This is a genomic window from Streptomyces sp. 63XJN7_1_ISO-PGPR-S23-121 (assembly GCF_056173025.1).
In genome coordinates, this window is record NZ_CM149653.1 from 5537881 (window position 1) to 5560096 (window position 22216).

At 74.1% G+C, this 22216-nt stretch carries 20 protein-coding genes and 1 pseudogene; 6 read left to right on the plus strand and 15 right to left on the minus strand.

The features are described from left to right. Positions 1-91 precede the first annotated feature (91 nt). The 3 genes from rplT to infC all read right to left on the minus strand — a co-directional run bounded on the left by rplT (position 92) and on the right by infC (position 1544). Complete coding sequence (gene rplT / locus AC0VYN_RS24645; protein ID WP_004002577.1) at positions 92-475, minus strand: 50S ribosomal protein L20; 384 nt, start codon at positions 473-475, stop codon at positions 92-94. 97 nt (positions 476-572) lie between these two features. Beyond that, positions 573-767, minus strand: a complete 195-nt coding sequence (gene rpmI, locus AC0VYN_RS24650; protein ID WP_003977225.1) for a 50S ribosomal protein L35 — start codon at positions 765-767, stop codon at positions 573-575. 111 nt (positions 768-878) lie between these two features. After that, the gene (infC, locus tag AC0VYN_RS24655; protein ID WP_189230733.1) at positions 879-1544 is read right to left on the minus strand and encodes a translation initiation factor IF-3; all 666 of its coding nucleotides are present in this window, start codon (positions 1542-1544) and stop codon (positions 879-881) included. Between the two features lie 388 nt (positions 1545-1932). On the opposite strand from infC, the gene AC0VYN_RS24660 reads away from it, so the two are divergent. Next, the gene (locus tag AC0VYN_RS24660) at positions 1933-2289 is read left to right on the plus strand and encodes a DUF1844 domain-containing protein (protein WP_385458389.1); all 357 of its coding nucleotides are present in this window, start codon (positions 1933-1935) and stop codon (positions 2287-2289) included. Positions 2290-2293: 4 nt separating this feature from the next. On the opposite strand, the gene AC0VYN_RS24665 is transcribed toward AC0VYN_RS24660, so the two are convergent. After that, the gene (locus tag AC0VYN_RS24665) at positions 2294-3022 is read right to left on the minus strand and encodes an SseB family protein (protein ID WP_475532734.1); all 729 of its coding nucleotides are present in this window, start codon (positions 3020-3022) and stop codon (positions 2294-2296) included. Between the two features lie 117 nt (positions 3023-3139). Between AC0VYN_RS24665 and AC0VYN_RS24670 the strand changes: the two genes are divergently transcribed. Continuing rightward, positions 3140-4141: a serine hydrolase gene (locus AC0VYN_RS24670; protein WP_475532735.1), complete on the plus strand. Its 1002-nt coding sequence runs from the start codon at positions 3140-3142 to the stop codon at positions 4139-4141. Here AC0VYN_RS24670 and mycP read toward each other — a convergent pair. Both mycP and AC0VYN_RS24680 read right to left on the minus strand, forming a co-directional pair. Next, positions 4126-5307: a type VII secretion-associated serine protease mycosin gene (gene mycP, locus AC0VYN_RS24675; RefSeq protein ID WP_475532736.1), complete on the minus strand. Its 1182-nt coding sequence runs from the start codon at positions 5305-5307 to the stop codon at positions 4126-4128. The two genes, AC0VYN_RS24670 and mycP, sit on opposite strands and share 16 nt — an antisense overlap. Further along, positions 5304-6743, minus strand: a complete 1440-nt coding sequence (locus AC0VYN_RS24680; RefSeq protein ID WP_475532737.1) for a hypothetical protein — start codon at positions 6741-6743, stop codon at positions 5304-5306. Before AC0VYN_RS24680 ends, mycP begins: the two co-directional genes overlap by 4 nt. A 279-nt stretch (positions 6744-7022) precedes the next feature. Between AC0VYN_RS24680 and AC0VYN_RS24685 the strand changes: the two genes are divergently transcribed. Next, the gene (locus tag AC0VYN_RS24685; protein WP_475532738.1) at positions 7023-8225 is read left to right on the plus strand and encodes an amino acid deaminase/aldolase; all 1203 of its coding nucleotides are present in this window, start codon (positions 7023-7025) and stop codon (positions 8223-8225) included. A 1-nt stretch (position 8226) separates the two neighbouring features. Here AC0VYN_RS24685 and AC0VYN_RS24690 read toward each other — a convergent pair. From AC0VYN_RS24690 to AC0VYN_RS24705, 4 genes and pseudogenes are all read right to left on the minus strand, one after another. After that, a pseudogene (locus tag AC0VYN_RS24690) lies at positions 8227-9181 on the minus strand (DUF2510 domain-containing protein). Between the two features lie 36 nt (positions 9182-9217). Beyond that, positions 9218-10009 carry a 3-oxoacyl-ACP reductase gene (locus AC0VYN_RS24695; protein ID WP_385458395.1) on the minus strand — a complete coding sequence of 264 codons (792 nt, stop codon included), beginning with the start codon at positions 10007-10009 and terminating at the stop codon, positions 9218-9220. After that, positions 10006-11397, minus strand: a complete 1392-nt coding sequence (locus tag AC0VYN_RS24700) for an aldehyde dehydrogenase family protein (protein ID WP_475532739.1) — start codon at positions 11395-11397, stop codon at positions 10006-10008. Before AC0VYN_RS24700 ends, AC0VYN_RS24695 begins: the two co-directional genes overlap by 4 nt. Positions 11398-11405: 8 nt before the next feature. After that, positions 11406-12770, minus strand: coding sequence for a glutamine synthetase family protein (locus AC0VYN_RS24705; RefSeq protein WP_475532740.1), 1365 nt, complete (start codon positions 12768-12770; stop codon positions 11406-11408). 71 nt (positions 12771-12841) lie between these two features. On the opposite strand from AC0VYN_RS24705, the gene AC0VYN_RS24710 reads away from it, so the two are divergent. After that, positions 12842-13576 (plus strand): FadR/GntR family transcriptional regulator, encoded by a 735-nt coding sequence (locus tag AC0VYN_RS24710; protein WP_475532741.1) that lies wholly within the window; start codon positions 12842-12844, stop codon positions 13574-13576. Between the two features lie 68 nt (positions 13577-13644). Further along, entirely contained in the window at positions 13645-14346 is a 702-nt protein-coding gene (locus AC0VYN_RS24715; protein ID WP_475532742.1) for a gamma-glutamyl-gamma-aminobutyrate hydrolase family protein, read from the plus strand. Between the two features lie 214 nt (positions 14347-14560). On the opposite strand, the gene AC0VYN_RS24720 is transcribed toward AC0VYN_RS24715, so the two are convergent. Beyond that, positions 14561-15517 (minus strand): LysR family transcriptional regulator, encoded by a 957-nt coding sequence (locus AC0VYN_RS24720; RefSeq protein WP_475532743.1) that lies wholly within the window; start codon positions 15515-15517, stop codon positions 14561-14563. A 70-nt stretch (positions 15518-15587) separates the two neighbouring features. On the opposite strand from AC0VYN_RS24720, the gene AC0VYN_RS24725 reads away from it, so the two are divergent. Further along, entirely contained in the window at positions 15588-16745 is a 1158-nt protein-coding gene (locus AC0VYN_RS24725) for a TDT family transporter (protein WP_451686967.1), read from the plus strand. Here AC0VYN_RS24725 and AC0VYN_RS24730 read toward each other — a convergent pair. The 4 genes from AC0VYN_RS24730 to AC0VYN_RS24745 all read right to left on the minus strand — a co-directional run bounded on the left by AC0VYN_RS24730 (position 16672) and on the right by AC0VYN_RS24745 (position 22095). Beyond that, on the minus strand, positions 16672-17400 hold the full coding sequence (locus tag AC0VYN_RS24730) for a helical backbone metal receptor (protein WP_475532744.1): 729 nt from the start codon (positions 17398-17400) through the stop codon (positions 16672-16674). The genes AC0VYN_RS24725 and AC0VYN_RS24730 overlap by 74 nt on opposite strands. Before the next feature lie 7 nt (positions 17401-17407). Further along, positions 17408-17977: a helix-turn-helix domain-containing protein gene (locus AC0VYN_RS24735; RefSeq protein ID WP_475532745.1), complete on the minus strand. Its 570-nt coding sequence runs from the start codon at positions 17975-17977 to the stop codon at positions 17408-17410. A 421-nt stretch (positions 17978-18398) separates the two neighbouring features. Continuing rightward, a complete protein-coding gene (locus AC0VYN_RS24740) occupies positions 18399-21014 on the minus strand; it encodes an ABC transporter permease/substrate binding protein (RefSeq protein WP_475532746.1) in 2616 nt (871 codons plus the stop codon). Continuing rightward, positions 21007-22095, minus strand: coding sequence for a quaternary amine ABC transporter ATP-binding protein (locus tag AC0VYN_RS24745; protein WP_475532747.1), 1089 nt, complete (start codon positions 22093-22095; stop codon positions 21007-21009). Before AC0VYN_RS24745 ends, AC0VYN_RS24740 begins: the two co-directional genes overlap by 8 nt. Between the last annotated feature and the right edge of the window lie 121 nt (positions 22096-22216).

The following is a 22216-nucleotide window of genomic DNA, read 5'->3' on the forward strand; positions in this document are numbered from 1 at the left end:
CAGCCGAAGGAACACGGAGGGGCGGCAACAACAGGACCCGCAGGCGCAAAACCTGCGGGTCCAGTCACGTCGGCTCACAGCCGGCGCAGCGTCACGCGGCCTTCGGCGCGTTGACGTCGCTCGGCAGCGCCTTCTGGGCGACCTCGACCAGCGCGGCGAACGCACCGGCGTCGTTGACGGCCAGCTCGGCGAGGATCTTGCGGTCCACCTCGACGTTGGCGGCCTTCAGACCCTGGATGAAGCGGTTGTACGTGATGCCGTTGGCGCGGGCAGCGGCGTTGATGCGCTGGATCCACAGCTGGCGGAAGTCACCCTTGCGCTTCTTGCGGTCGTTGTAGTTGTAGACCAGCGAGTGGGTGACCTGCTCCTTGGCCTTGCGGTACAGGCGCGAACGCTGACCGCGGTAGCCGGAGGCCTGCTCGAGGATCGCCCGGCGCTTCTTGTGGGCGTTGACTGCCCGCTTGACGCGTGCCACTTGTTAACTCCTTGTAGCGGGGCCGTGGTTGTCCTCACACGGCCCGGTATCGATGGGGTCCCGGTCCTGCCGTACGGCGCTCAGTGGCGCCCGTACGTCACTTGCCGAGAAGCTTCTTGATCTTCGCGGCGTCGCCCGGGGCCATCTCGGCGTTGCCGGTGAGGCGGCGCGTCACGCGGGACGACTTGTGCTCGAGCAGGTGGCGCTTGCCGGCGCGCTCACGGAGCACCTTGCCGGAGCCGGTGATCTTGAAGCGCTTGCTGGCACCGCTGTGCGACTTGTTCTTCGGCATAGCGCCGTTATCTCCTCGTCGGTGGCGCTCCTGTGCCCGGTCGTGAGAACCGGGCACGGTGGAGCGTCGCTCTTGTTTCGGTTACGTCCTGGGGACTGGCGTCCCCCGGGGTCACGCCTCGGCGGAAGCCTCGGCCGGCGCCTCGGACGGGGCCTCGGCGTTGGCGGCGTCGGGGTCCGCGGCGTTCATCGAACGGCCGGGGTTGGCCTTCGCTTCGGCCTTGCGGGCTTCCTGCGCCTGGCGAGCCTCGGCCATCGCCTCGGTCTTCTTCTTGTGCGGACCGAGGACCATGATCATGTTGCGGCCGTCCTGCTTCGGGTTCGACTCCACGAAGCCGAGGTCGGCCACATCCTCCGCGAGACGCTGCAGCAGTCGGTAGCCGAGCTCCGGCCGGGACTGCTCGCGACCACGGAACATGATCGTGATCTTGACCTTGTCGCCCTGCTTGAGGAACCGGACGACGTGACCCTTCTTGGTGTCATAGTCGTGCGGGTCGATCTTCGGCCGGAGCTTCATCTCCTTGATGACCGTGTGCGCCTGGTTCTTGCGCGCCTCACGGGCCTTCATGGCCGACTCGTACTTGAACTTCCCGTAGTCCATGAGCTTGCACACGGGCGGACGTGCGTTCGCCGCGACCTCCACGAGGTCGAGGTCGTACTCCTGCGCAAGCTCCAGGGCCTTGGCAAGCGGGACAATCCCGACCTGCTCGCCGCTGGGACCGACAAGTCGCACCTCGGGAACGCGAATCCGGTCGTTGATGCGGGGCTCGGCGCTGATGGATCCTCCTCGGTAGCACCACGCGACGGTCTGGCGGACAGCCGCGTAACGTCTGTGTTCGTTAGACCTAACCGCGCCGGCGCACAAAAAATGCCCCGGGCGATCACAGGCGGGGCTCCTCGAACTACTACCGGAGCACCGTCGCGATGGCCGCGGGGCGCGCTTTTCGGGCCGGTCGCCGTCGTGAGGACGGGACCGCCTGACCGGTGACCCGCCGTCCCGGGGGACGGTCAGGTGGGAGTTCGAAAGCCTCCACTTGTGGGCCGGGCCCGCCGCCGTGAGGCGTACGTGTCCGACCGGTCGTTACACAAGGTTAGCAGCTCGGCAGGGGAAGGGCTAACCGAGACCGAGTGGGGCCCCGCCCGTTGCTGCGCCTATCGTGAGTCGCATGAGTGAGACCCCTCCTGAGACGCCCGACTTCGACGCCATGACCCGCGACATCGCGGAGGTCCCCGCGGTCGAGGTGATCGTGACGGTCGCCGTCAACCTGATGAGCGCCGCCGCCGTGAAGCTCGGACTGACCGAGGAGGGCGACGCCCACAAGGACCTGGACGAGGCGCGCAAGCTGGTGCACGCGCTGGCCGGTCTGCTGGACGCGAGCGCGACCGAGATCAGCTCGTTCCACGCGGCGCCGCTGCGCGACGGGCTGAAGTCGCTCCAGCTGGCGTTCCGCGAGGCCTCGCTGGTACCGGACGAGCCGGGCCAGGGCCCGGGCGAGAAGTACACCGGAGCCGTCTACGGCTGAGCCGTCACCGCACGTACAAGGGCTCGCCCGGAGGCGTCGCCCCGGCCGGCAGCAGTGCCAGGTCGAGGCCGCGCACCAGGCGGGCCCTCAGTGTCTCGTCGGCGGCCAGCCGCCCGGCGACGGCGCGGGCGGCCTCGGCCGGGGCCGCGGCGGGGTCCAGCACCAGCGCCAGGGTGCCGTCGGCCTCTCCCGGCCCGAGGTGCGCCCGGAGCACGGCGGGCTCGGCGGCCACGGCACGGCGTACGGCCTCGACGACCGCCGGGTCGGCCAGCGGATCGGTCGTCGTGCGTCCCTCGGCCACGGCCAGCAGGGCCGCCCCGCTCAGCTCGAAGGGCACCGGCCCGGCCATGTCCAGCACGACCGTGTCCGCCTTCTCGTGGGCGGCGGCCTGGAGGGCCTGGTGCAGGGGTACGGCGACGGGGCGCGCCGCGGGGTCCCAGCGGGCGAGCGAGTCGGTGGAGGTGAAGGCGGGCAGGGCGGTGCGGTTCCCGGCCTTCAGGGTCGGCACGGCCATGTCGCTGGTCTTCTCGCGGCGCAGTCCGTTCTCGTCCTCCTCGACCTCGCCGAGGACGGCCACGACGGGCACGAGCAGCCGGGCGCCCTTGAGCGCCTCCAGCACGGGTGCGAGGGCGGTGCGGTCCCCGGCCCAGGCGGCGAGCGCCGCGCTCAGCCGGGGGTCGGCGGAGCCGTCGTCGTCGGAGAAGCCGGGGTCGGGAATGTTCTTGTTCGCCACGGTCCCCGACCCTATCGGGGGGCGGCCGGCCGTCCTCACCGGCCTCTCAGGGATCTCTGAGCCGCGTTTCACCTCCGTCCCACGGTCCGCACAGCCGGCGCGCCGAGCATCGCGGGCATGGAGTCCCCCCGAGCCCGGCGGCGCCGTCGTGCGCGCCCGCCCCGGCGCCGCGCCCTGTTGTCCGCCGCCCTGGCCACGGTCGCCGTGGTGGGCGCCACGGCGGCCGGGACGGTGTACGTGACGGCGCGGGCGCACCCCGGCGCGGGGGCCGTATCGTCGGCCGCCTCGGCGACCGCGGACGGGGAGGCACCGGTGGACAGCGCCATGGAGGCGGCCGTGGACCGCGACGCCCTGCTCGCGAGGGCGATGGAGGCGGTGCCCGTGGCGGACGGCACCGAGGTGTCGGTGGCGGTGCTCGACCTCGAGTCCGGCGAGAGCGCCATGTACGGCACGGCGGCCTTCGACACCGCGAGCATCGTCAAGGTCGACATCCTGGCGGCGCTGCTGCTGGACGCGCAGGACGCGGGCCGGGCGCTGACCGCCGGGGAGAAGGCGTACGCCGTCGACATGATCGGGAACAGCGACAACGACGCGGCCTCGGCGCTGTGGCGGACGATCGGGGCGGCGCAGGGGCTCGACGCCGCGAACGAGCGCCTCGGTCTCACCGCGACCGAGGGCGGCGACGGACCGCTGTGGGGACTGACGCGGACGACGGCCGCCGACCAGCTCGCGCTGCTGCGGCAGGTCTTCGGGGCGGGGGAATCCCCGCTGAGCGGGGCCTCGCGGACGTACCTGCGCGAGCTGATGGGCGGGATCGCCGCGGATCAGCGGTGGGGTGTGTCGGCGGCGGCCGACGGCGGCGACGGCTCGTGGGCGCTGAAGAACGGCTGGCTGCGGCGCAGCACCACGGGGCTGTGGGTGGTCAACAGCATCGGGCGGGTGACGGCCGGCGGCCACGACCGCCTGGTGGCGGTGCTCTCGCGGGGCAGCGCGACCCGGGCGGCGGGCGTCTCGCTGACCGAGGCGGCGGCGCGGGCCGCGGTGTCGGTGTTCGCCGGCGCTGCCGGGGAACCGACGGCGGCCGGGGGCGGCGCGGCCGGGGATCAGAAGTCGTCGTAGCGTTCGCGGCGGCCGCGCCACAGGACGACGGACGCGACGATCAGCACGCCGCCCGCGCCGCCGGCCAGCGGCGCCGCCCAGGCGGAGGTGTCGTCGTGCGAGGCGGGGGCGTCCGGCCCCGGGCCGAAGTACTTCTCGCCGTAGGCCGCCGGGGCCGGTCCGCCCGGCTTCAGACGTCCGGCGGCCTCGATCGCGGCGGCGGGGTCGACGAAGCCGAAGCCCCGGGAGTCGTCCCGTCCGTCGGCGGGCGCGTTCCGGGCAGTGTCCTCCAGGAGCCTCTTGACCTGGGCGGGAGTGAGATCCGGGTGGGCGGCCTTCACGAGGGCGGCGGCGCCGGAGACGAACGCGGAGGCGGCGCTGGTGCCCCAGCCCTCGTAGTAGCGGTGGTCCGGGTCGGCGATGATCACGTCGACGCCGGGGGCGGCGACCGTGGCGTACCAGCGGCGGGTGGAGAAGGAGGCGCGGGTGCCGAAGCGGTCGACGGCGGTCGCGGCGACGACGCCCGGGTAGGCGGCCGGGTAGGAGATGTGGTCGCCCTTCTCGCCGCCGTTGCCGGCCGAGGCGACGACGATCACGCCCTTCTTCAGGGCGTACTGGACGGCCTCGTCCTCGGCGGGTTCGGGATGGGCGGAGGCGGAGTCGTCGCCGAGGGAGAGGTTGATGATGTCGGCGCCGTGGTCGGCGGCCCAGCGGATGCCCTCGGCGAGCGCGTTGCCGCGGGTCTTGCGGGCCTTGGCGCGGGAGGGGTCGCCGTCCTCGAGGATCACGCGGACGGGGAGGATCCTGGCCTCCGGCGCGATGCCCATGACGCCCTCGGCGTTGCCGGGTCCGTGGCCGTGGCCGGCGATGATCCCGGCCATGGCGGTGCCGTGCCGGGCCCAGGAGCGGTCGCCCTCGCTCGCGCCGAAGCCGACCATGTCGTTGCCGGTGAGGACGTTGCCGGCCAGGTCGGGGTGGTCGGCCTCGACGCCGGTGTCCAGGACGGCGACGGTGACGCCGGCGCCCCTGGTGGTGCGCCACGCCCGGTCGGTGTGCAGGGCGTCGAGGGCCCACTGCTTGGCGCGGATGCCGTCGGCGTGCGCGCCGGGCGCCGGGACGAGGACGAGGGCGGCGGCGAGGAGGAGGCTCAGGGCGCCGCCGGCCCGGCGGGCGGTGGGGGTGTTCACGAGGGCTGCTCCGTGGCGGTGCCGACGTTCTTGCGCAGGGCGCGTTCGACGCGGTCGGCGAGTCCCTGCGCCTCGTGCCCGAGGCCGGCCTGGGCGGGGGTGGAGGTGGCGCCGGACTCCGTGGCCTCCTCGGCGGGTTCGGGCCGGTCGACGGCGCGGCCGTCGGCCCAGCCGGAGACGGCGTAGACGACGACGGGGGCGTCGGTGAGGACGGAGACGGTCCAGGAGGCGCGTCCGTCCGCGCCGAAGCCGGCGGCGACGGTGTCCTCGGCGGCGTACGGCAGTGGCACGAGGTCGGCGCGCCGGTCCAGGCCCTCCTTGTCGAACCGGCTCGCCAGCGCGGTCATGGCGGCGGCGTCCGCCTTGGTGAAGAGCAGGCCGACGGTGGTGACGTAGCTCTGGGTGGCGTCGGTGTAGGTGGCGCGCAGCAGGCGCGCGCAGCCGGCCGGGTCGAGGGCCTTGGCCAGCAGCGGGTCGAAGGCGCCGGTGCAGCCGCTGTCGGGGGCCACGGCGACGCGGGTCCAGGTGCGGTCGGCGCCGCCGGGACCGGCGCCCTCCCCCTGCACGGTGGGCGGGAAGAGCTGGTCGACGGGCACGCTGTGCCACAGGTCCCCGGCCGCGGTGAAGGCGCTGCGCGCCTCGGCCTCCCCGGAGTCCCCGGCGAGCCAGCTTCCGGTGACGGCGCCGGTGACGAGGCCGGCGCCGAGCACCAGGCAGACGGCCGCGGCGACGGCCTGGGGCCGCAGGCGTCCGCCGAGCGGGCGCGGCCGGGCGTGCTCGTCGTACCCCTCGGGCTCGGCGAACGACACGCGGGGCCGGGTGCCGCCCCACGACGGGGCCGGAGCGGGGGTGTGCGGCGGTCCGGGGTCCGCCGGGATCGGGCGCAGGCGGGTGGTCGTCTCCGACGGGGTCTCGGCGAAGGCGGCGCCCGGGCGGGGTCGCGGCCGTCCGTCGCGCCCTCGCGGAGCCCCGGCCGCCGCACGGCCGACGGACGGCGGGGCATCCGGGAAGCGGGCGGTGGCCCGCGGCGGCGGAGGCGTGTCCGTGTCGCGCGGCCCGCGTGGGCGGGGCATCGCACCCTCGGCCGGCGCGGGCCCCGGGGACGCCGGCACGCCGGTGCGGGACACCGGCTCACCACCGGACGTCCCGCCGTCCGGCCGCGACGGCGCCCCCGGGCGGCGGGCAGTGCCGGCGGGCGGCGGTGAGGTGGAGCGGCCCGGGGCCGTGGAGCCGGCCGCGTCCGGGGTCCGCGGTGTGCCCGGACGCTGCGGCGGTCCCGCGGGCGGCGGCGGGGTGGGGCCGGCGGCGTCGGCGGGCGGTGCGGTGCTGGGGCGCGGGGGCTGGGTGGGCCGGGAGCCGTCGGGCGGGGTCGCGTTGCCGCGGGGCGGGTGCGGGGGGTGTGGGGGGAGGGCGGCGCGGCGTGCTTCCGTGCTCATGCACCCCCCGTTTCCTCGGGCCCGGGCCGGCCGTCCGGCGCGGGCCGGCGTTCCCTGCCCGGGCCCGGAGCGGACTGGCCGTCCCGGGCACGCATACCCGCACGGGCCAACCGCCATCCCGGCGCGGGCCCCCGGGCCCTGCTGCCCGGACCGCCCGGCCGTGCGTGCGCGTCACTCTACGGCGTGTCCCGGCCCGACGGGGAACCAGTCCGCAGGCCCGTGGCATTGGCCCGGAACGTCCCCCTACCCTGCGGTAATCCCGTCTGGCAGGCTTCGTTCATGACTGCGCGCGCCGCCGACCGGGCCCGTTACGACCGGGCCACCGCCCATCTGGACGCCCCCGTGGCGATCGTGGACCTGGAGGCTTTCGACGCCAATGCGGACGATCTGGTCCGCCGGGCCGGCGGCAAGCCGATCCGGGTCGCCAGCAAGTCCGTACGCTGCCGTGCCCTGCTCGAACGCGCCCTCGCCCGGGACGGCTTCGCGGGCGTCATGTCCTACACGCTGGCCGAGTCCCTGTGGCTGGCGCGCTCCGGGTTCGAGGACGTGCTGCTGGCCTATCCGTCCGCGGACCGCGCCGGGTACGCGGAGCTGACCGCCGATCCGAAGCTCGCCTCGGCCGTGACCGTGATGACCGACGACCCGGCACAGCTGCGGCTCATCGACGAGGCGCGGGACGGCGGTCGCGAAGTGGTGCGGGTATGCCTGGAGTTGGACACCTCGCTGCGGCTGTTCGGCGGACGGGTGCGCGTGGGGGCGCGGCGATCCCCGCTGCACTCCCCCGCGCAGGTCGCCGACCTGGCCCGGGTGGTGGCCCGGCGGCCGGGTTTCCGGGTCGTCGGCGTCATGGCGTACGAGGGGCACGTCGCCGGGGTCGGGGACGCGGTGGCGGGACGGCCGCTGCGGTCGCGGGCGGTGCGGCTGATGCAGGCCGCCGCGCGCCGCGAACTCGCCGAGCGGCGCGCCGCGGTGGTGCGGGCGGTACGGGCCGTGGTGCCGGACCTGGAGTTCGTCAACGGCGGCGGCACGGGCAGCGTGCAGCACACCGCCGCGGAGGACGCGGTCACCGAGATCGCCGCCGGATCGGGGCTGTACGTGCCGCGGCTGTTCGACAACTACACGTCGTTCAGCGGGCGTCCGGCGGCCCTGTTCGCCCAGCCCGTGGTGCGGCGCCCTGGCGTCGGGGCGGTGACCGTGCTCGGCGGCGGCTATCCGGCGTCCGGCGCGGCCGGGGCCGACCGGCTTCCGGTGCCGTATCTGCCCGAGGGGCTGCGCTACGACCCGCAGGAGGGCGCCGGCGAGGTGCAGACGCCGCTGCTGGGCTCCCCCGCGGACGACCTGCTGATCGGCGACAAGGTGTGGTTCCGGCACGCCAAGGCCGGTGAGCTGTGCGAGCGGTTCGACACGCTGCACCTGGTGGAGGGGGACGCGGTGACGGCGACGGTGCCGACGTACCGGGGCGAGGGGCGCACCTACCTGTAGGTCAGGCCGAGGGGCCGATGCTGCTGCCGACGCCGCCGCCCGTGCCCGCGTCGCCGACGGGCCGGATGCCCTTGGTGATCCGGTCCATGTCGGCGAGCGGCGGCCCGTCCTCGCCGGCGTCGAAGACGTAGCGGACGAGGATCGGGGACTCGGTGCCGACGGTGGACGGGAACACCAACGACTGCACGTAGCCGCCGGGGCCCTTGGCCGTCGTCACCCGCCAGCGCACGTAGTACCCGGCGCGTCCGGCGACCGCGACCGGCCCCGAGGCGACGACCCGGTGGGACTCGACGCCCCCGAAGGGACTGCCGCCGACCGTGTCGTGGTCGTAGGCGTCGTCCGCCGCGTCCTCGATGTCCTGCTCGGCGAGGACCTTCGGGGAGCTCTCGGCGTTCGCGGTGACCGTGCGGGAGACGACCAGGCCGTGCCGGCACACGCCGCCGTCGCCGGGGCAGTCGTAGGTGCCGTCCGTGGTCATCACGGCGTCGTCCTCGGGGACGTACCGCGGGCGCACCCAGCCGGCCGGCAGCGGGAAGGTGATGCCGTTGAGCTGGTCCTCGACCACGGCGGGGTCGTCCGCGGAGGGCTCGGAGGGCTTCGGCGAGGCGGTCGGCGGCCCGGTCGGCGGTGCGGGGTCCGTGGGGGTCGCCGCGGTCGGCGGGGTCGGCGGGGTCCCGGCCCGGGTACCCGTGTCGTCGTCCTCGCCGAGGAGGACGACGCCCGTGGCGATCGCCGCGACGAGGACCACCGCGGCGGCGGTGAGGGCGGCGGCCCTCACACCCCGGCCGCCGCCGCCCGGGGCCGCCGTCCGGCGCCCGCGGTACGGCCGGGGGCTGCGGCACGGGCGGGCCGAAGCCCTCGGGCGTACGCCGGTGCTCGGTCCAGGCCGCGCCGTCCCACCAGCGTTCCCGGTGCGGGGCCGACGGGTCGGGGTACCAGCCGGGCGGAGGCGTCATGCTCATCCCGGCACTGTAGGACGCCGGTGCGGCGTTCTACAGCGGTGTGACGTAGGCCCCGGAGATCCCGCCGTCCACCAGGAAGTCGGTGGCGTTGACGAAGGAGGAGTCGTCGCTGGCCAGGAAGGCGACGGCGGCGGCGATCTCCTCGGCCTCGGCGAAGCGCCCGACCGGGATGTGAACGAGCCGGCGCGCGGCCCGCTCCGGGTCCTTGGCGAACAGCTCCCGCAGCAGCGGGGTGTCGACCGGGCCGGGGCACAGGGCGTTGACGCGGATGCCCTCCCGCGCGAACTGCACGCCCAGCTCCCGGGACATGGCGAGGACGCCGCCCTTGGAGGCCGTGTACGAGATCTGGCTGGTGGCGGCGCCCATCCGCGCGACGAAGGACGCGGTGTTGATGATCGAGCCCCTGCCCTGGCGCCGCATGTGGGGCAGGGCGGCCCTGCAGCACAGGTAGACGGAGGTGAGGTTGACCTCCTGGACGCGTTTCCAGGCCTCCAGGCCGGTCTCCAGGATGGAGTCGTCGTCGGGCGGGGAGATGCCGGCGTTGTTGAAGGCGACGTCGACGCTGCCGTACGTGTCGTACGCCGCCCGGAACAGCGCCTCGACCTGCTCGGGGTCGGTGACGTCGGCCCTGACGAAGAGGCCGCCGGTCTCCTCGGCCGCCGCCCTGCCCCGGGTCTCGTCCACGTCGCCGCAGACGACGTGGGCGCCCTCGGAGGCCAGCCGGCGGGCGGAGGCGAGGCCGATGCCGCTGCCGGCTCCGGTGACGACGGCGGTGCGGCCGGTCAGGCGGCGGCAGATGATCTCCTCGGTCGCTTCGCTCACTGTGCGGGGCCCTCCGGGCTCGTCGGGACGTTGCTGAGGAAGACGTTCTTGGTCTCGGTGAAGGCGGCCAGTGCGTCCGGGCCCAGTTCGCGGCCCAGCCCGGACTGCTTGAACCCGCCGAACGGCGTCCAGTAGCGCACGCTGGAGTGGGAGTTGACGGACAGGTTCCCGGCGCGCACGGCGCCCGACACGCGCAGCGCGCGGCCGACGTCCCGGGTCCACACGGAGCCGGAGAGGCCGTAGTCGGTGGCGTTGGCCAGGCGGATCGCGTCGGCCTCGTCCTCGAAGGGCAGGACGACGGCGACGGGCCCGAAGACCTCCTCGACGGCCACCCGGGCGTGCGGGTCGGCGCCGGTGAGGACGGTGGGCGGGAACCAGAAGCCGGGGCCGCCCTCGGGTGCCTTGCCGCGGATGCCGGCCGCGCCGTCGGGGACGTAGGAGCGGACGCGGTCCAGGTGGGCCCGGGAGATCAGCGGGCCCATGTCGGTGTCCTCGTCGGCCGGGTCGCCGACGCGGACGGACTCGACGGCGGGGGCGAGGAGGTCGAGGAAGCGGTCGTGGACGGCGCGCTGGACGAGGATGCGGGTGCGGGCGCAGCAGTCCTGGCCGGCGTTGTCGAGGAAGGACATGGGTGCGGCGGTCGCGGCGGCCTCCAGGTCGGCGTCGGCGAAGACGATGTTCGGGCTCTTGCCGCCGAGTTCGAGGGTGACGGGCTTGAGCAGGGCCGCCCCCGCGGCGGCCACCCGGCGGCCCACGGTGGCCGACCCGGTGAACACGATCTTGGCGACGCCCGGGTGCCGGACGAGCGCGTCGCCCGTGACCGGGCCGCGTCCGGGCAGCACCTGGAGCAGGCCCTCCGGCAGGCCGGCCTCCAGCGCCAGTTCGCCCAGGCGCAGAGCGGTCAGCGGGGTCGTCTCGGCGGGCTTGAGGAGGACCGCGTTGCCGGCCGCGAGCGCGGGGGCCGTTCCCCAGGCGGCGATCGGCATCGGGAAGTTCCAGGGCGCGATGACGCCGACCACGCCGAGCGGTTCGAGGAGGGTCACGTCGAGGCCGCCCGCCACCGGGATCTGCCGGCCGGTGAGCCGCTCCACTCCCCCGGCGGCGTAGTCGAGCAGGTCACGCACGTTGCCCGCCTCCCAGCGGGCGTTGCCGACGGTGTGCCCGGCCTCCCGGACCTCCAGCCGGGCGAGCTCCTCCAGGTGGCCGTCGACTGCGGCGGCGAAGCGGCGCAGCAGCCGGGCCCGGTCGCCGGGCGCGAGGGCCGCCCAGGCCGTCTGGGCCCGCGCCGCCCGGACGACGGCGGCGTCCACGTCGGCGGCGGAGGCGGCGGGGACGATCGCGAGGACCTCTTCGGTGGCGGGGTTCAGTACCCGCAGGTCGTCGGGCAACGGGGGCCTCACAGGCGTTCGAAGGAGCGGCGCAGCTCCCAGTCCGTGACCGCGGCGTCGAAGGCGTCGAGTTCGACGCGTGCCATGTTGCGGTAGTGGGCGACGACCTCGTCGCCGAAGGCGGCCCTGGCGATGGCGCTGTTCTCCCACAGCTCGGCGGCCTCGCGCAGGGTGGTCGGGACGTGCGCGAAGTCGGCGGCGTAGGCGTTGCCCGGGCAGGGTTCGGGCAGCTCCAGGCGCTGTTCGACGCCGTGGAGGCCGGCCGCGACCATGCCGGCCACCGCGAGGTACGGGTTGACGTCGCCGCCGGGGAGCCGGTTCTCGAAGCGCAGGGAGCGGCCGTGGCCGACGACGCGCAGGGCGCAGGTGCGGTTGTCGTGCCCCCAGGCGACCGCGGTCGGGGCGAAGGAGCCGGGCTGGAAGCGCTTGTAGCTGTTGATGTTCGGGGCGTAGAGGAGCGAGAACTCCCGGAGCGCCGCGAGCTGACCGGCGAGGAAGTGCCGCATGACCTCGGACATGCCGCCCTCCCGGTCGCCGGGCATGACGGTGTTCCCGTAGGCGTCCGCGAGGGAGAGGTGGATGTGGCAGGAGTTGCCCTCGCGCTCGTTGTACTTGGCCATGAAGGTGAGCGACATGCCCTCCTGGGCGGCGATCTCCTTGGCGCCGGTCTTGTAGACGGCGTGCTGGTCGCAGGTGACGAGGGCCTCGTCGTAGCGGAAGACGATCTCGTGCTGGCCGGGGTTGCACTCGCCCTTGGCGGACTCGACGGCGAGGCCGGCGCCGGCCATCTCGTTGCGGATGCGGCGCAGCAGGGGTTCGACGCGGCCGGTGCCGAGCACCGAGTAGTCGACGTTGTACCGGTTGGCCGGGGTCAGGGCGCGGTAGTCGGCGTCCCAGGCCTGTTCGTAGGTGTCCCGGAAGACGATGAACTCCAGTTCCGTGCCGGCCCGGGCGGTCCAGCCGTGTCCGGCGAGGCGGTCCAGTTGGCGGCGCAGGATCTGGCGGGGCGCGGCGGACACCGGGGAGCCGTCGGCCCAGGCGAGGTCGGCGACGGCCAGGGCCGTGCCCGCGTTCCAGGGCAGGCGGCGCAGGGTGTCCAGGTCGGCGTGCAGGGCGAAGTCGCCGTAGCCGCGGTCCCAGGAGGACATCGCGTAGCCGTCGACGGTGTTCATGTCGGTGTCGACGGCGAGGAGGTAGTTGCAGCCCTCGGTGCCGTGCTCGAGGACCTCGTCGAGGAAGAAGCGCGCGGCGAACCGCTTGCCCTGCAGGCGCCCCTGCATGTCCGGGAAGGCCAGGACGACGGTGTCGATCTCACCGCCCGCGACCAGGGCGTGCAGTTCCTCGACGCCGAGCGGGGCTGTGCGGTCTGCCACGGAGGGGCCTCCTTCCGACCGGACCCATAAGGTATTGCCGGGAACCATTGTTGGGAAGGGGGCGCGACGGCATGCCGGAGGGGAACGGTGGGAGCGTGCCGGACCGGCTCACGCCGGTGCTGCGGCCGGTGCGGGCCGGCAACGGCTTCGAGGAGGCGCTGGAGCAGATCCTCCAGGTGGTCCGGCTGGGCCTGGTGCCGGTGGGCGGGCGGCTGCCTGCCGAGCGGGAGCTGGCGGAGCGGCTGGGGGTCAGCCGGGTGACGCTGCGCGAGGTCCTGAAGGTGCTCCAGGACCAGGGGCTGCTGGAGGCCCGGCGCGGCCGGTACGGCGGCACGTTCGTGCTGCCCCGCCCGGACGCGGGCGGCGAGGACGAGCTGCGGCGCCGGATCGCCGGGGTCGACCTCGAGGACGTGCTGCGCTTCCGGGAGGTGCTGGAGGTGGGCGCGGCCGGGCTGTGCGCGGCGCACGGGCTGACGGGCGGACGGGCGGCGCGGCTGCGCGCGGCGCTGGACGCCACGCACGACGCGCCGCTGGCGGAGTACCGGCGGCTGGACACGATGCTGCACCTGGCCCTCGCGGAGCTGTGCGGCTCGCCGACGCTGACCGCGCAGTACGCGGCCGTCCGGGCGAGCGTGAACGGCCTGCTGGACTGCATCCCGCTGCTGGTGCGCAACCTGGAGCACTCGCAGCGGCAGCACACCGCGCTGGTGGAGGCCGTGCTCGACGGGGACGCGGACGGAGCGCGGGAGATCATGCGGGAGCACTGCGCGGGGACGGCCGCACTGCTCCGTGGCTTCCTGGCGTGAGCGTTACGCGCGCGGGCCGGCCGGCAATGGTATGACGACGGTCCTTTGGTCCTTTACCGGGAGGTCGGATGGGTGACAGGCCGCTGATCGGCGTCAATACGTATCTGGAGCCCGGGGCTCGCTGGGGGGTCTGGGAGCTGGAGGCGGCGCTGCTGCCCGCCGCGTATCCACGGCTCGTGCAGCGGGCGGGCGGACTGGCCGCTCTGCTCCCGCCGGACGCGCCGGAGCACGCCGCCGCGGCCGTCGCCCGCCTCGACGGTCTGGTCGTCGCGGGCGGCCCGGACGTGGAGCCGGTCCGCTACGGCGCCGAGCCCGACCCGCGCACCGGTCCGCCCGCACGCGCCCGCGACGCGTGGGAGCTCGCGCTCGTCGGGGCGGCCCTCGCGGCACGCGTCCCGCTGCTGGGCGTCTGCCGGGGCATGCAGCTGCTGAACGTCGCGCTGGGCGGCACGCTCGTGCAGCACATCGAGGGCCACGCGGAGGCGGTGGGCGTGTTCGGCGGCCATCCGGTCACGCCGGTGCCGGGGACGCGGTACGCCGGGGTGGTGGCGGAGGAGATGTTCGTGCCGACGTACCACCACCAGGCGGTGGAGCGGCTCGGCGCGGGCCTGGTCGTCTCGGCGTACGCGGCGGACGGAACGGTGGAGGCGGTCGAGCTGACGCCCGCCGACGGCTGGGCCCTGGGCGTGCAGTGGCACCCGGAGATGGGCGAGGACGACCGCGTGATGCGGGCCCTGGTGGACGCGGCGACGCGGGTCGGCTCCGCCTGAACGACCTGGTGGCCGGGCCGTGCGCCCCGCCCGCCGGACGACGGCTTCCCGGGCGCTCGTGCCCCACCGGGCGCCCGCCGCGGAGAGGCCGCCGCGCCTTGGCACCCGCCGCCGTCGCGGCCGGCCCGCCGTGGCGAGGTCGCGGCCTCGACCGCCGCCACCCGCACACTCCGCCCGCCCCCGGGTGCCGGCCGCTCGCCGCCGGTGTGCCGGGTCAGCCCCGGGTCAGGGACAGCAGTTGGCGTGCCGGGCCCGTCGGGCGGTGGCCCGTCGGCCACACGGCGCGCAGGTCGCGGGCCAGGGCGACGTCCGCCACGGGCACGCTGACCAGGCGCCGCGTCGTGAGTTCCTCGCCGACGGCGAGTTCGCTGAGGACCGCGGGGCCGGCGCCGCCGACCGCGGCGGCCTTCACCGCGGTGGTCGACGACAGCTCGATCAGGGGGCGGGCCAGGCCACCCAGGGCCGCGTCCAGGACCTGCCGGGTGCCCGAACCCTCCTCGCGCAGGATCAGCGGGGTCGCCGCGAGCTCCTGCGCGGCCAGCGGGCGGCGCCGGCGGGCCCAGGGGTGGGTGGGTGCCGCCACGACGATCAGCCGGTCGTGGGCGATGACGGCGGAGTCCAGGCCCGCCGGGACGCTCACGCCCTCCACGAACCCGAGGTCGGCCTCGTCGGCGAGCAGCCGCTCAGCCACGGCCGCCGAGTTCCCGGCGAGCAGCGACACGGCCGTGTCCGGCAGCTGGCCGCGCAGCGCGACCAGCCAGCCCGGCAGCAGGTACTCGGCGATGGTCATGCTCGCCGCCACCCGCAGCCGCGAGTCGCGCCGGTCCCGCAGCGCCTGCGCGCCCGCGTCGAACGCCTCGGCCGCCTCCACGATCCGGCGCGCCCAGTCCGTGACCAGCGCACCGGCGTCGGTGAGCCGGGACCCGCGCGGCGAGCGGTCCACCAGGGCCACCCCGAGCTGGCGCTCCATCGAGCGGACGCGGCTGCTGGCGGCCGGCTGGGTGATGCCCAGCTCGCGCGCGGCCGCGCCGAGGCTGCCCAGCCGCGCCACCGCCAGCAGCAGCTCCAGGGCGCCGAGATCCGGCACCCGGTGCGACAGCGAGCCCGCCACGTGCCGCCCCGGCTCGCCGGGTCCGTCCTCCCCGTTGCCCCTGACACTCCAGCCGCTCATAACTCCAGCTTATGCCCTCATAGGGGCATGGTCCCTGGTCAGGGGCTTCGGGCGCCGGGACCGTAGGACCATGGTCACCGCAGCCCAGCCCCTGTCCCCCGCGCCCGTCCCGGTACGGCGTGTCCCGGCCGTCCGTCATCTCGGCCCGAACTGGTACGCGTGTGTCATGGGCACCGCCGTCGTCGGCACCGCGGGCGCCGGGCTCCCCCGGCAGGTGCCGGGTCTGCGCCCCGTCTGCACCGCCGTCTGGGCGCTGTCCCTGGCCGTGCTGGCGGCCCTGCTCCTGGCCCGGTCCCTGCACTGGCGGTACCACCGCGACCAGGCCCGCGCCCATCTGCTGGATCCGGCGGCGGCCCCCTTCTACGGCTGCCTCTCCATGGCCCTGCTGGCGGTCGGCGGCGGCGCCGTGACCGTCGGCCGGGACTGGACCGGCGAGCCGGCCGCGGTCGCCCTCGGCACGGTGCTGTTCACCGCCGGTACGGCGATCGGGCTCGCGGCGGCGGTCGCCGTGCCGTACCTGATGGCCGTACGGCACCGGATCGAGCCGGGCCAGGCCACCCCGGTGTGGCTGCTGCCGCTCGTCGCGCCGATGGTGTCCGCGGCCGTCGGCCCGTTGCTGGTGCCGCATCTGCCGCCGGGCCAGCCCCGCGCGACGCTGCTGCTGGCCTGTGTCGCGATGTTCGGGATGAGTCTGCTGGCGACGCTGGTGACCCTCCCGGTGATCTTCGGGAGGCTGCTGACGGGCGGCCCGCTGCCGCTCGCGCTCACCCCGTCGCTGTTCCTGGTGCTCGGCCCGCTCGGGCAGTCCACGACCGCCGTGGGGAAGTTCGCGGACGCGGCCCCCGGTGTGCTGCCCGGCCCGTACGCCGAGGGGTTCGCCGTGTTCGCCGTCCTGTACGGCGTTCCGGTGACGGGTTTCGCGCTGCTGTGGCTGTGCCTGGCCGCCGCACACGTCGTGCGGGCCCGGCGCCGGGGCATGCGCTTCTCGATGACGTGGTGGTCGTTCACCTTCCCGGTGGGGACCTGTGTCACCGGCGCCGAGGCGCTGGCCCGGCACACCGGTCTCGCCGCCTGCGAGGTGCTCGCCCTCGTCCTGTACGCGCTGCTCGTCGCCGCCTGGGCCGTCGCCGCCGTGCACACCGGGCGCGGGCTCGTCAGCGGCGCGCTGCTCGCAGGGCCGCGCCCAGCCGCCGGGGCGCCTCGGCCAGTGACGGCCCGTACCAGGTGAGGCACCGCCCGTCGACGAGGGCGCAGGGCAGGCCGGGGAAGGCGTCCGGGCCGTCGGCGGCGGTGAAGCGGTACGGCTCGTCCGGCAGCACCACGACGTCCGGGCGGGCCGCCCGCAGTTCCTCGACCGGGACCCTCGGGTAGCGCTCGGCGTGGCCGGCGTACAGGTGGTCCACGCCGAGGCGGGCGAGCACGTCACCGGCGAAGGTGTCGCGGCCCAGCACCATCCAGGGCCGGCGCCAGACCGGCACGACGGCCGTGACGCGCTGCTCCGCGGCCGACGGGGCAGGCACGGCCGACCAGGCCTGCTCGGCCGCGTCCAGCCACCCGGGCCGGGACGGCGCGCCGCAGGCAGCCAGCACCCGGGCGAGTTCCACGAAGGCCTGCGCCACGGTGCGCACCTCGGTGACCAGGACCTCGACACCGGCCGCGCGCAGCGCCTCCAGGTCGGGGGCCCGGTTCTCCTCCTCGTTGGCGAGCACCAGGTCGGGCGAGAGGGCGAGGATCCGGTCGACGTCCGGGTTCTTCGTGCCGCCGATCCGGGCGGCATCGAGACCGGCCGGGTGCGTGCACCAGTCGGTGACGCCGGCCAGGACACCGGGGACCGTGCGGGCCACGGACTCGGTCAGGGACGGCACCAGGGAGACGACCCTCACCGCGGCCTCACCGGCGCGGCCGGTTCCGTACGGCCTCGATGTGCTCGGCGACCGCGACGACGATCAGCCGCGTGTCGGGCACCGTCGCCCGCCAGCGGTGCCGCACCCCGCCGGTCAGGTACAGGGTGTCGCCGCGGCCGAGCCGGTAGGCGCGCCCTTCTGCCTCGATCTCCACGGCGCCCTCGGCGACGAACATCAACTGGTCGTTGCGGTACTGCAGTTCCCGGCCCGCGTCGTGGTCGCCGGTGAACTCGGAGGCGTGCATCTGGTGGTGGCCGCGCACCAGGGAGCGCACCCTGGGCCCGAGTTCGGGGTCGGGGTCCTCGGCCCGCACCACGTCCACGCTGCACGCGGGGTCGGCGGCGGCGAGCAGCTCCACGGCGGTGGTGCGCAGGGCGTCGGCCACCTTCTCCAGGGAGGTCTGGCTGGGGCGGGCCCGGTCGTTCTCGATCTGGCTCAGGAAGGGCACGGACAGGCCGCTGCGCTCGGCGACCACGGCGAGCGTGAGCTCCAGGGTCCGGCGGCGGCGCCGTACGGCCGCGCCCACTCGAAGGTGCTGGTCTTTGTGGTCGCCCATCGCTCCGGCTCCCTCCTTCGCCCGTCGCCGTGATCCCGCCGTCCCGTGCCGGGGCACCGTCCCCCGAGGGGTTCTCTGCACCCTACGCATGTTCGGCAAACCGTTTCATGCGGCCGTCACATCGATGTCACGGTGCGGTGGCCGCGACCTCTCGGTTCTCGCCACGCGACGAGCCGCCCGCTTCGTGCGGCGGGCACCCTACCGGTTCAAGGCACCGGCGGCTCCCGGTGTTCCCGCCGGTCCGCATCATGTCGCCGACCGTCCCGCGGGGTGGCGTGGCGCTCCGTGGTTGTCCGGATCCCGACCGTGGTCCGGCGGAGAAACGACCCGAGGGGTGGGCCCTCGCGCTCTCGGGAAGCGCGGGGGCCCACCCCTCGGGGGCGTCCGGTGCGGAAGGCCGTCCCACCGCCGGTTCATCCGGTCACTGCGGGGTCATGCGCCCGACCATGTCCGGGTGTTCCTTCAGCCAGTCGGCCACCGCCTGCTCCTCGTGCCCCTGACCGCGGTTCTTGATCTCGGCCTCCAGGCTGCCGAGCTCGTCCTCGCTCATGTGGAAGTTCTTGATCCACTTGGTGAGCTGCGGGTACTGCCCGGGGAACTTCTCGCTGGAGATCGTGCGGATCGTGTTGCCCTCGCCGAAGGCCTTCTTGGGGTCCTTCAGCTTGGTCAGCCCGTACTCGCTGTACGCCCAGTGCGGCGACCACAGGACGACGGCGACCGGCTCGTGCTTGGCGTAGGCCCGCTTGAGTTCGGCCAGCATCGCCGGGGTGGAGCCGTCGACGACCTTGTATTCCTTGTCCAGGCCGTAGCCCGGCAGGACCTCGTCCTTGAGGAGCTGCATCTCGCCGGTGCCGGGCTCGATGCCGATGATCCTGCCGTCGAAGAGACCGGCCTTGCCCTTGAGGTCCGCGAGGGACTTGACGTCCTTCACGTAGGAGGGGACGGCGATCTCCAGGGAGGTCGGCTCGTACCAGGTGCCCAGGTCGGTGAGTCTGTCCTTGTTCTTCTCCCAGTAGTTCTTCTGGGCGTGGGGCAGCCACGCGTCGAAGTTGAGGTCGATGTCGCCGGAGGCCAGGCCGGTGTAGACCGGGCCGACGTCCATCTGCTTGAGGTTCAGCTTGTAGCCGCGCCGCTCCAGGACGTTCTTCCACAGGTAGGTGACGGCGACGTCCTCGTCCCAGGGGAACCAGGCGACGTCCACGGCGCGCTCGGCCTCGGCCGGGGTGGTGCCGGAGCCGCCCTGCACGGGGGCCAGCTTGTCGACGAGGCCCGGGTTGGACTTGAGCCAGGTGCGCACGGCGTCCTGCTGCTTGCCCTTGCCGGCCTTGTTGATCTCGGCCTCGAGGCTGGTGAGCTGCTTCTCGGTGAGCTTGAAGTCCTTCATCCACCCGGCGACGGTGGGGTCGTCGCCGGCGAAGCCCTTGCGGGACAGCGTGTGCACGCCGTCGCCCTGGCCCCAGGCGCCCTTCGGGTCCTTCAGCTTCTTCAGGTCGAGGTCGTTGTACGCCCAGTGCGGGGACCAGAGCGTGACGACGATCGGTTCCTTCTTGCTCATGGCCCGCTTCAGCTCGGCCAGCATCGCCGGCGTGGAGCTGTCGACGACCTTGTACTCCTTGTCCAGGCCGTACTCGCCGAGGACCTTGCTCTTCAGCAGGGCCATCTCGCCGGCGCTGGACTCGATGCCGGTGACCTTGCCGCCGAACAGGCCGGCCTTGCCCTTGAGGTCCGCCAGCGAGTCGACGTCCTTCATGTAGGCGGGGACGGTCAGCTCCAGGGAGGTGTCGTCGTACCAGGAGCCGAGGTCGTCGAGCCGGTCGCCGTACTTCTTCCAGTACTGCTCGTGGGTGGTCGGCAGCCAGGAGTTGGTGACGACGTCGATGTCGCCCTGCGCGAGGGAGGTGTAGAGCGGCCCGGCGTCGAACTGCTTGGCCTCCACGTCGTAGCCGCGCTGTTCGAGCATCTCCTTCCACAGGAAGGTGGAGGCGACGCCCTCGTCCCACGGGACGTAGCCGAGGGTGACCTTCTTGCCCTGGCCGACGTTCTTGCCCTCGGCGACGCCCCCGGTGTCGCCGGAGCCGCCGAAGACGCCCATGCCGCCGGCCACGAGGCCCAGCACGACGACGCCGATCACGGCGACCTGGGGGCGGGGCCGGTAGGACCAGATCTTCAGGCCGCTCGCGGCGCGGGCCTTGGCTGCGGCGCGCCGGCCCAGCGGCGACACCTGGGTGCCCAGGGCACTGGTCATGCGGTCGAGGTAGATCGCCAGGATGACGATGGCGACGCCGGCCTCGGAGCCGAGGCCCACGTTGAGCTGGCCGATGGCCTCGTTGACGTCGCCGCCGAGGCCGCCGGTGCCGACCATGCCGGCGATCGCGGCCATGGACAGGCCGAGCATGATGACCTGGTTGACGCCCGCCATCACCGTGGGCAGCGCCAGCGGGAGCTGGACGCGCAGCAGCGTGTTGCGGGGGCTGGTGCCGAAGGCCTCGGCGGCCTCGACCAGTTCCTTGTCGACCTGGCGGATGCCCAGCTCGGTCATGCGCACGCCCGGGGCGAGCGCGAAGATCAGGGTGGCGACGATGCCCGCGGAGGCGCCGGTGCCGAAGAACAGGATCGCCGGGATGAGGTAGATCATCGCGGGCAGCGTCTGCATGAAGTCCAGCACCGGCCGGACGATGCCGCTGACCCGGTCGGAGCGGGCGGCCCAGATGCCCACGGGCACCGCGACGACCAGCGCGATGATGGTGGCGACGAGCACCAGCGCCAGGGTGATCATCGCGTTCTCCCACAGTTCCAGGGAGACGATGAACGCGAATCCGAGGAAGGTGAGGACACCGGCGACGGTGCCGCGCAGCCAGAAGGCGATGACGGCGAAGATGCCGACGAGGAGCAGCGGTTCGGGCGCCTGGAGGACGGCGTTGATGCCGTCGTAGGTGCCGGTGAAGACGGTCTTCAGGAAGTCGAAGAGCCACGCGACGTGCTGGAGCAGCCAGTCGACGGCGTCGTTGACCCAGTCGCCGAGCGGAATCCTAGGCACGGGCCATCACCTTCTCGGGGCCCTTGCCGCGCCGGGAGTCGCAGGTGCCGGCGTCGGCCTGCTCGTCGCCCAGGAAGCCGATCAGGCGGCGGGACGGGACGACGCCCACCAGGTCCCCGTCGCCGTCGACGACCGCGACGGGGTGCGGGACGCGCGCGCTGATGGCGCACAGCTCGGTGAAGGGCGTGCCGGGCGCGGCCGTCTCGCAGTCGCAGTCGGCCTCGTCGCCGCGCAGTTCCGTCTCCATGACGGCGCCCGCGGTCAGGACGCGGGAGCGGTCGACGTCCTGGGTGAAGGAGGCGACGTAGTCGTTGGCGGGACGTATGAGGATGTCCTGCGCGGTGCCGATCTGCACGATGCGGCCGTCGCGCATGACGGCGATGCGGTCGCCCAGGCGCATGGCCTCGTTGAGGTCGTGGGTGATGAAGACGATGGTCTTCTTCAGGGTCTTCTGCAGCTCGATCAGCTGGTCCTGCATGTCGCGGCGGATCAGCGGGTCGAGGGCGCTGAAGGACTCGTCCATCAGCAGCAGGTCGGCGTCGGTGGCGAGCGCGCGGGCCAGGCCGACGCGCTGCTGCATGCCGCCGGACAGCTCGTCCGGCCACGACTTCTCCCAGCCGGCCAGGCCACACAGGGCGAGCGCCTCGTCGGCGCGGCGTTCGCGCTCGGCGCGGGGCACGCCCTGCACTTCAAGACCGTAGGCAGCGTTGTCACGGACGCTGCGGTGGGGGAAGAGCGCGAAGTGCTGGAAGACCATGCTGATCTTCTTCGAGCGGACCTCGCGGAGCTGCCGCTCGCCGATCTCGGTGAGGTCCTCGCCGCCGAAGCGGACGCGTCCGGCGGTCGGCTCCAGCAGCCCGTTGAGCATGCGCAGCAGCGTGGACTTGCCGGATCCGGACAGCCCCATGACCACGAAGATCTCGCCGGGCTCCACGGTGAAGGAGGCGTCGATGACGGCGGCCGTGGTGCCGTCGGCGCGCAACTCCTCCCGGTCGGCAGACTTGCGCAGTCGTTCGACCGCCTGATCCGGTTTTCTGCCGAACACCTTGTACAGGTGCTCGGCCTCTAGCCTCGCTGACACGCTTACCTCTTGGCTCGGGGGCAGGGACAGGGATGCGAAGACTGGCTAACAGTTGAACGAATCAACCAGCTATGACCCGGCTGCGCGCCTGCCCTGATCACCCCGACCCAAACACATGAGT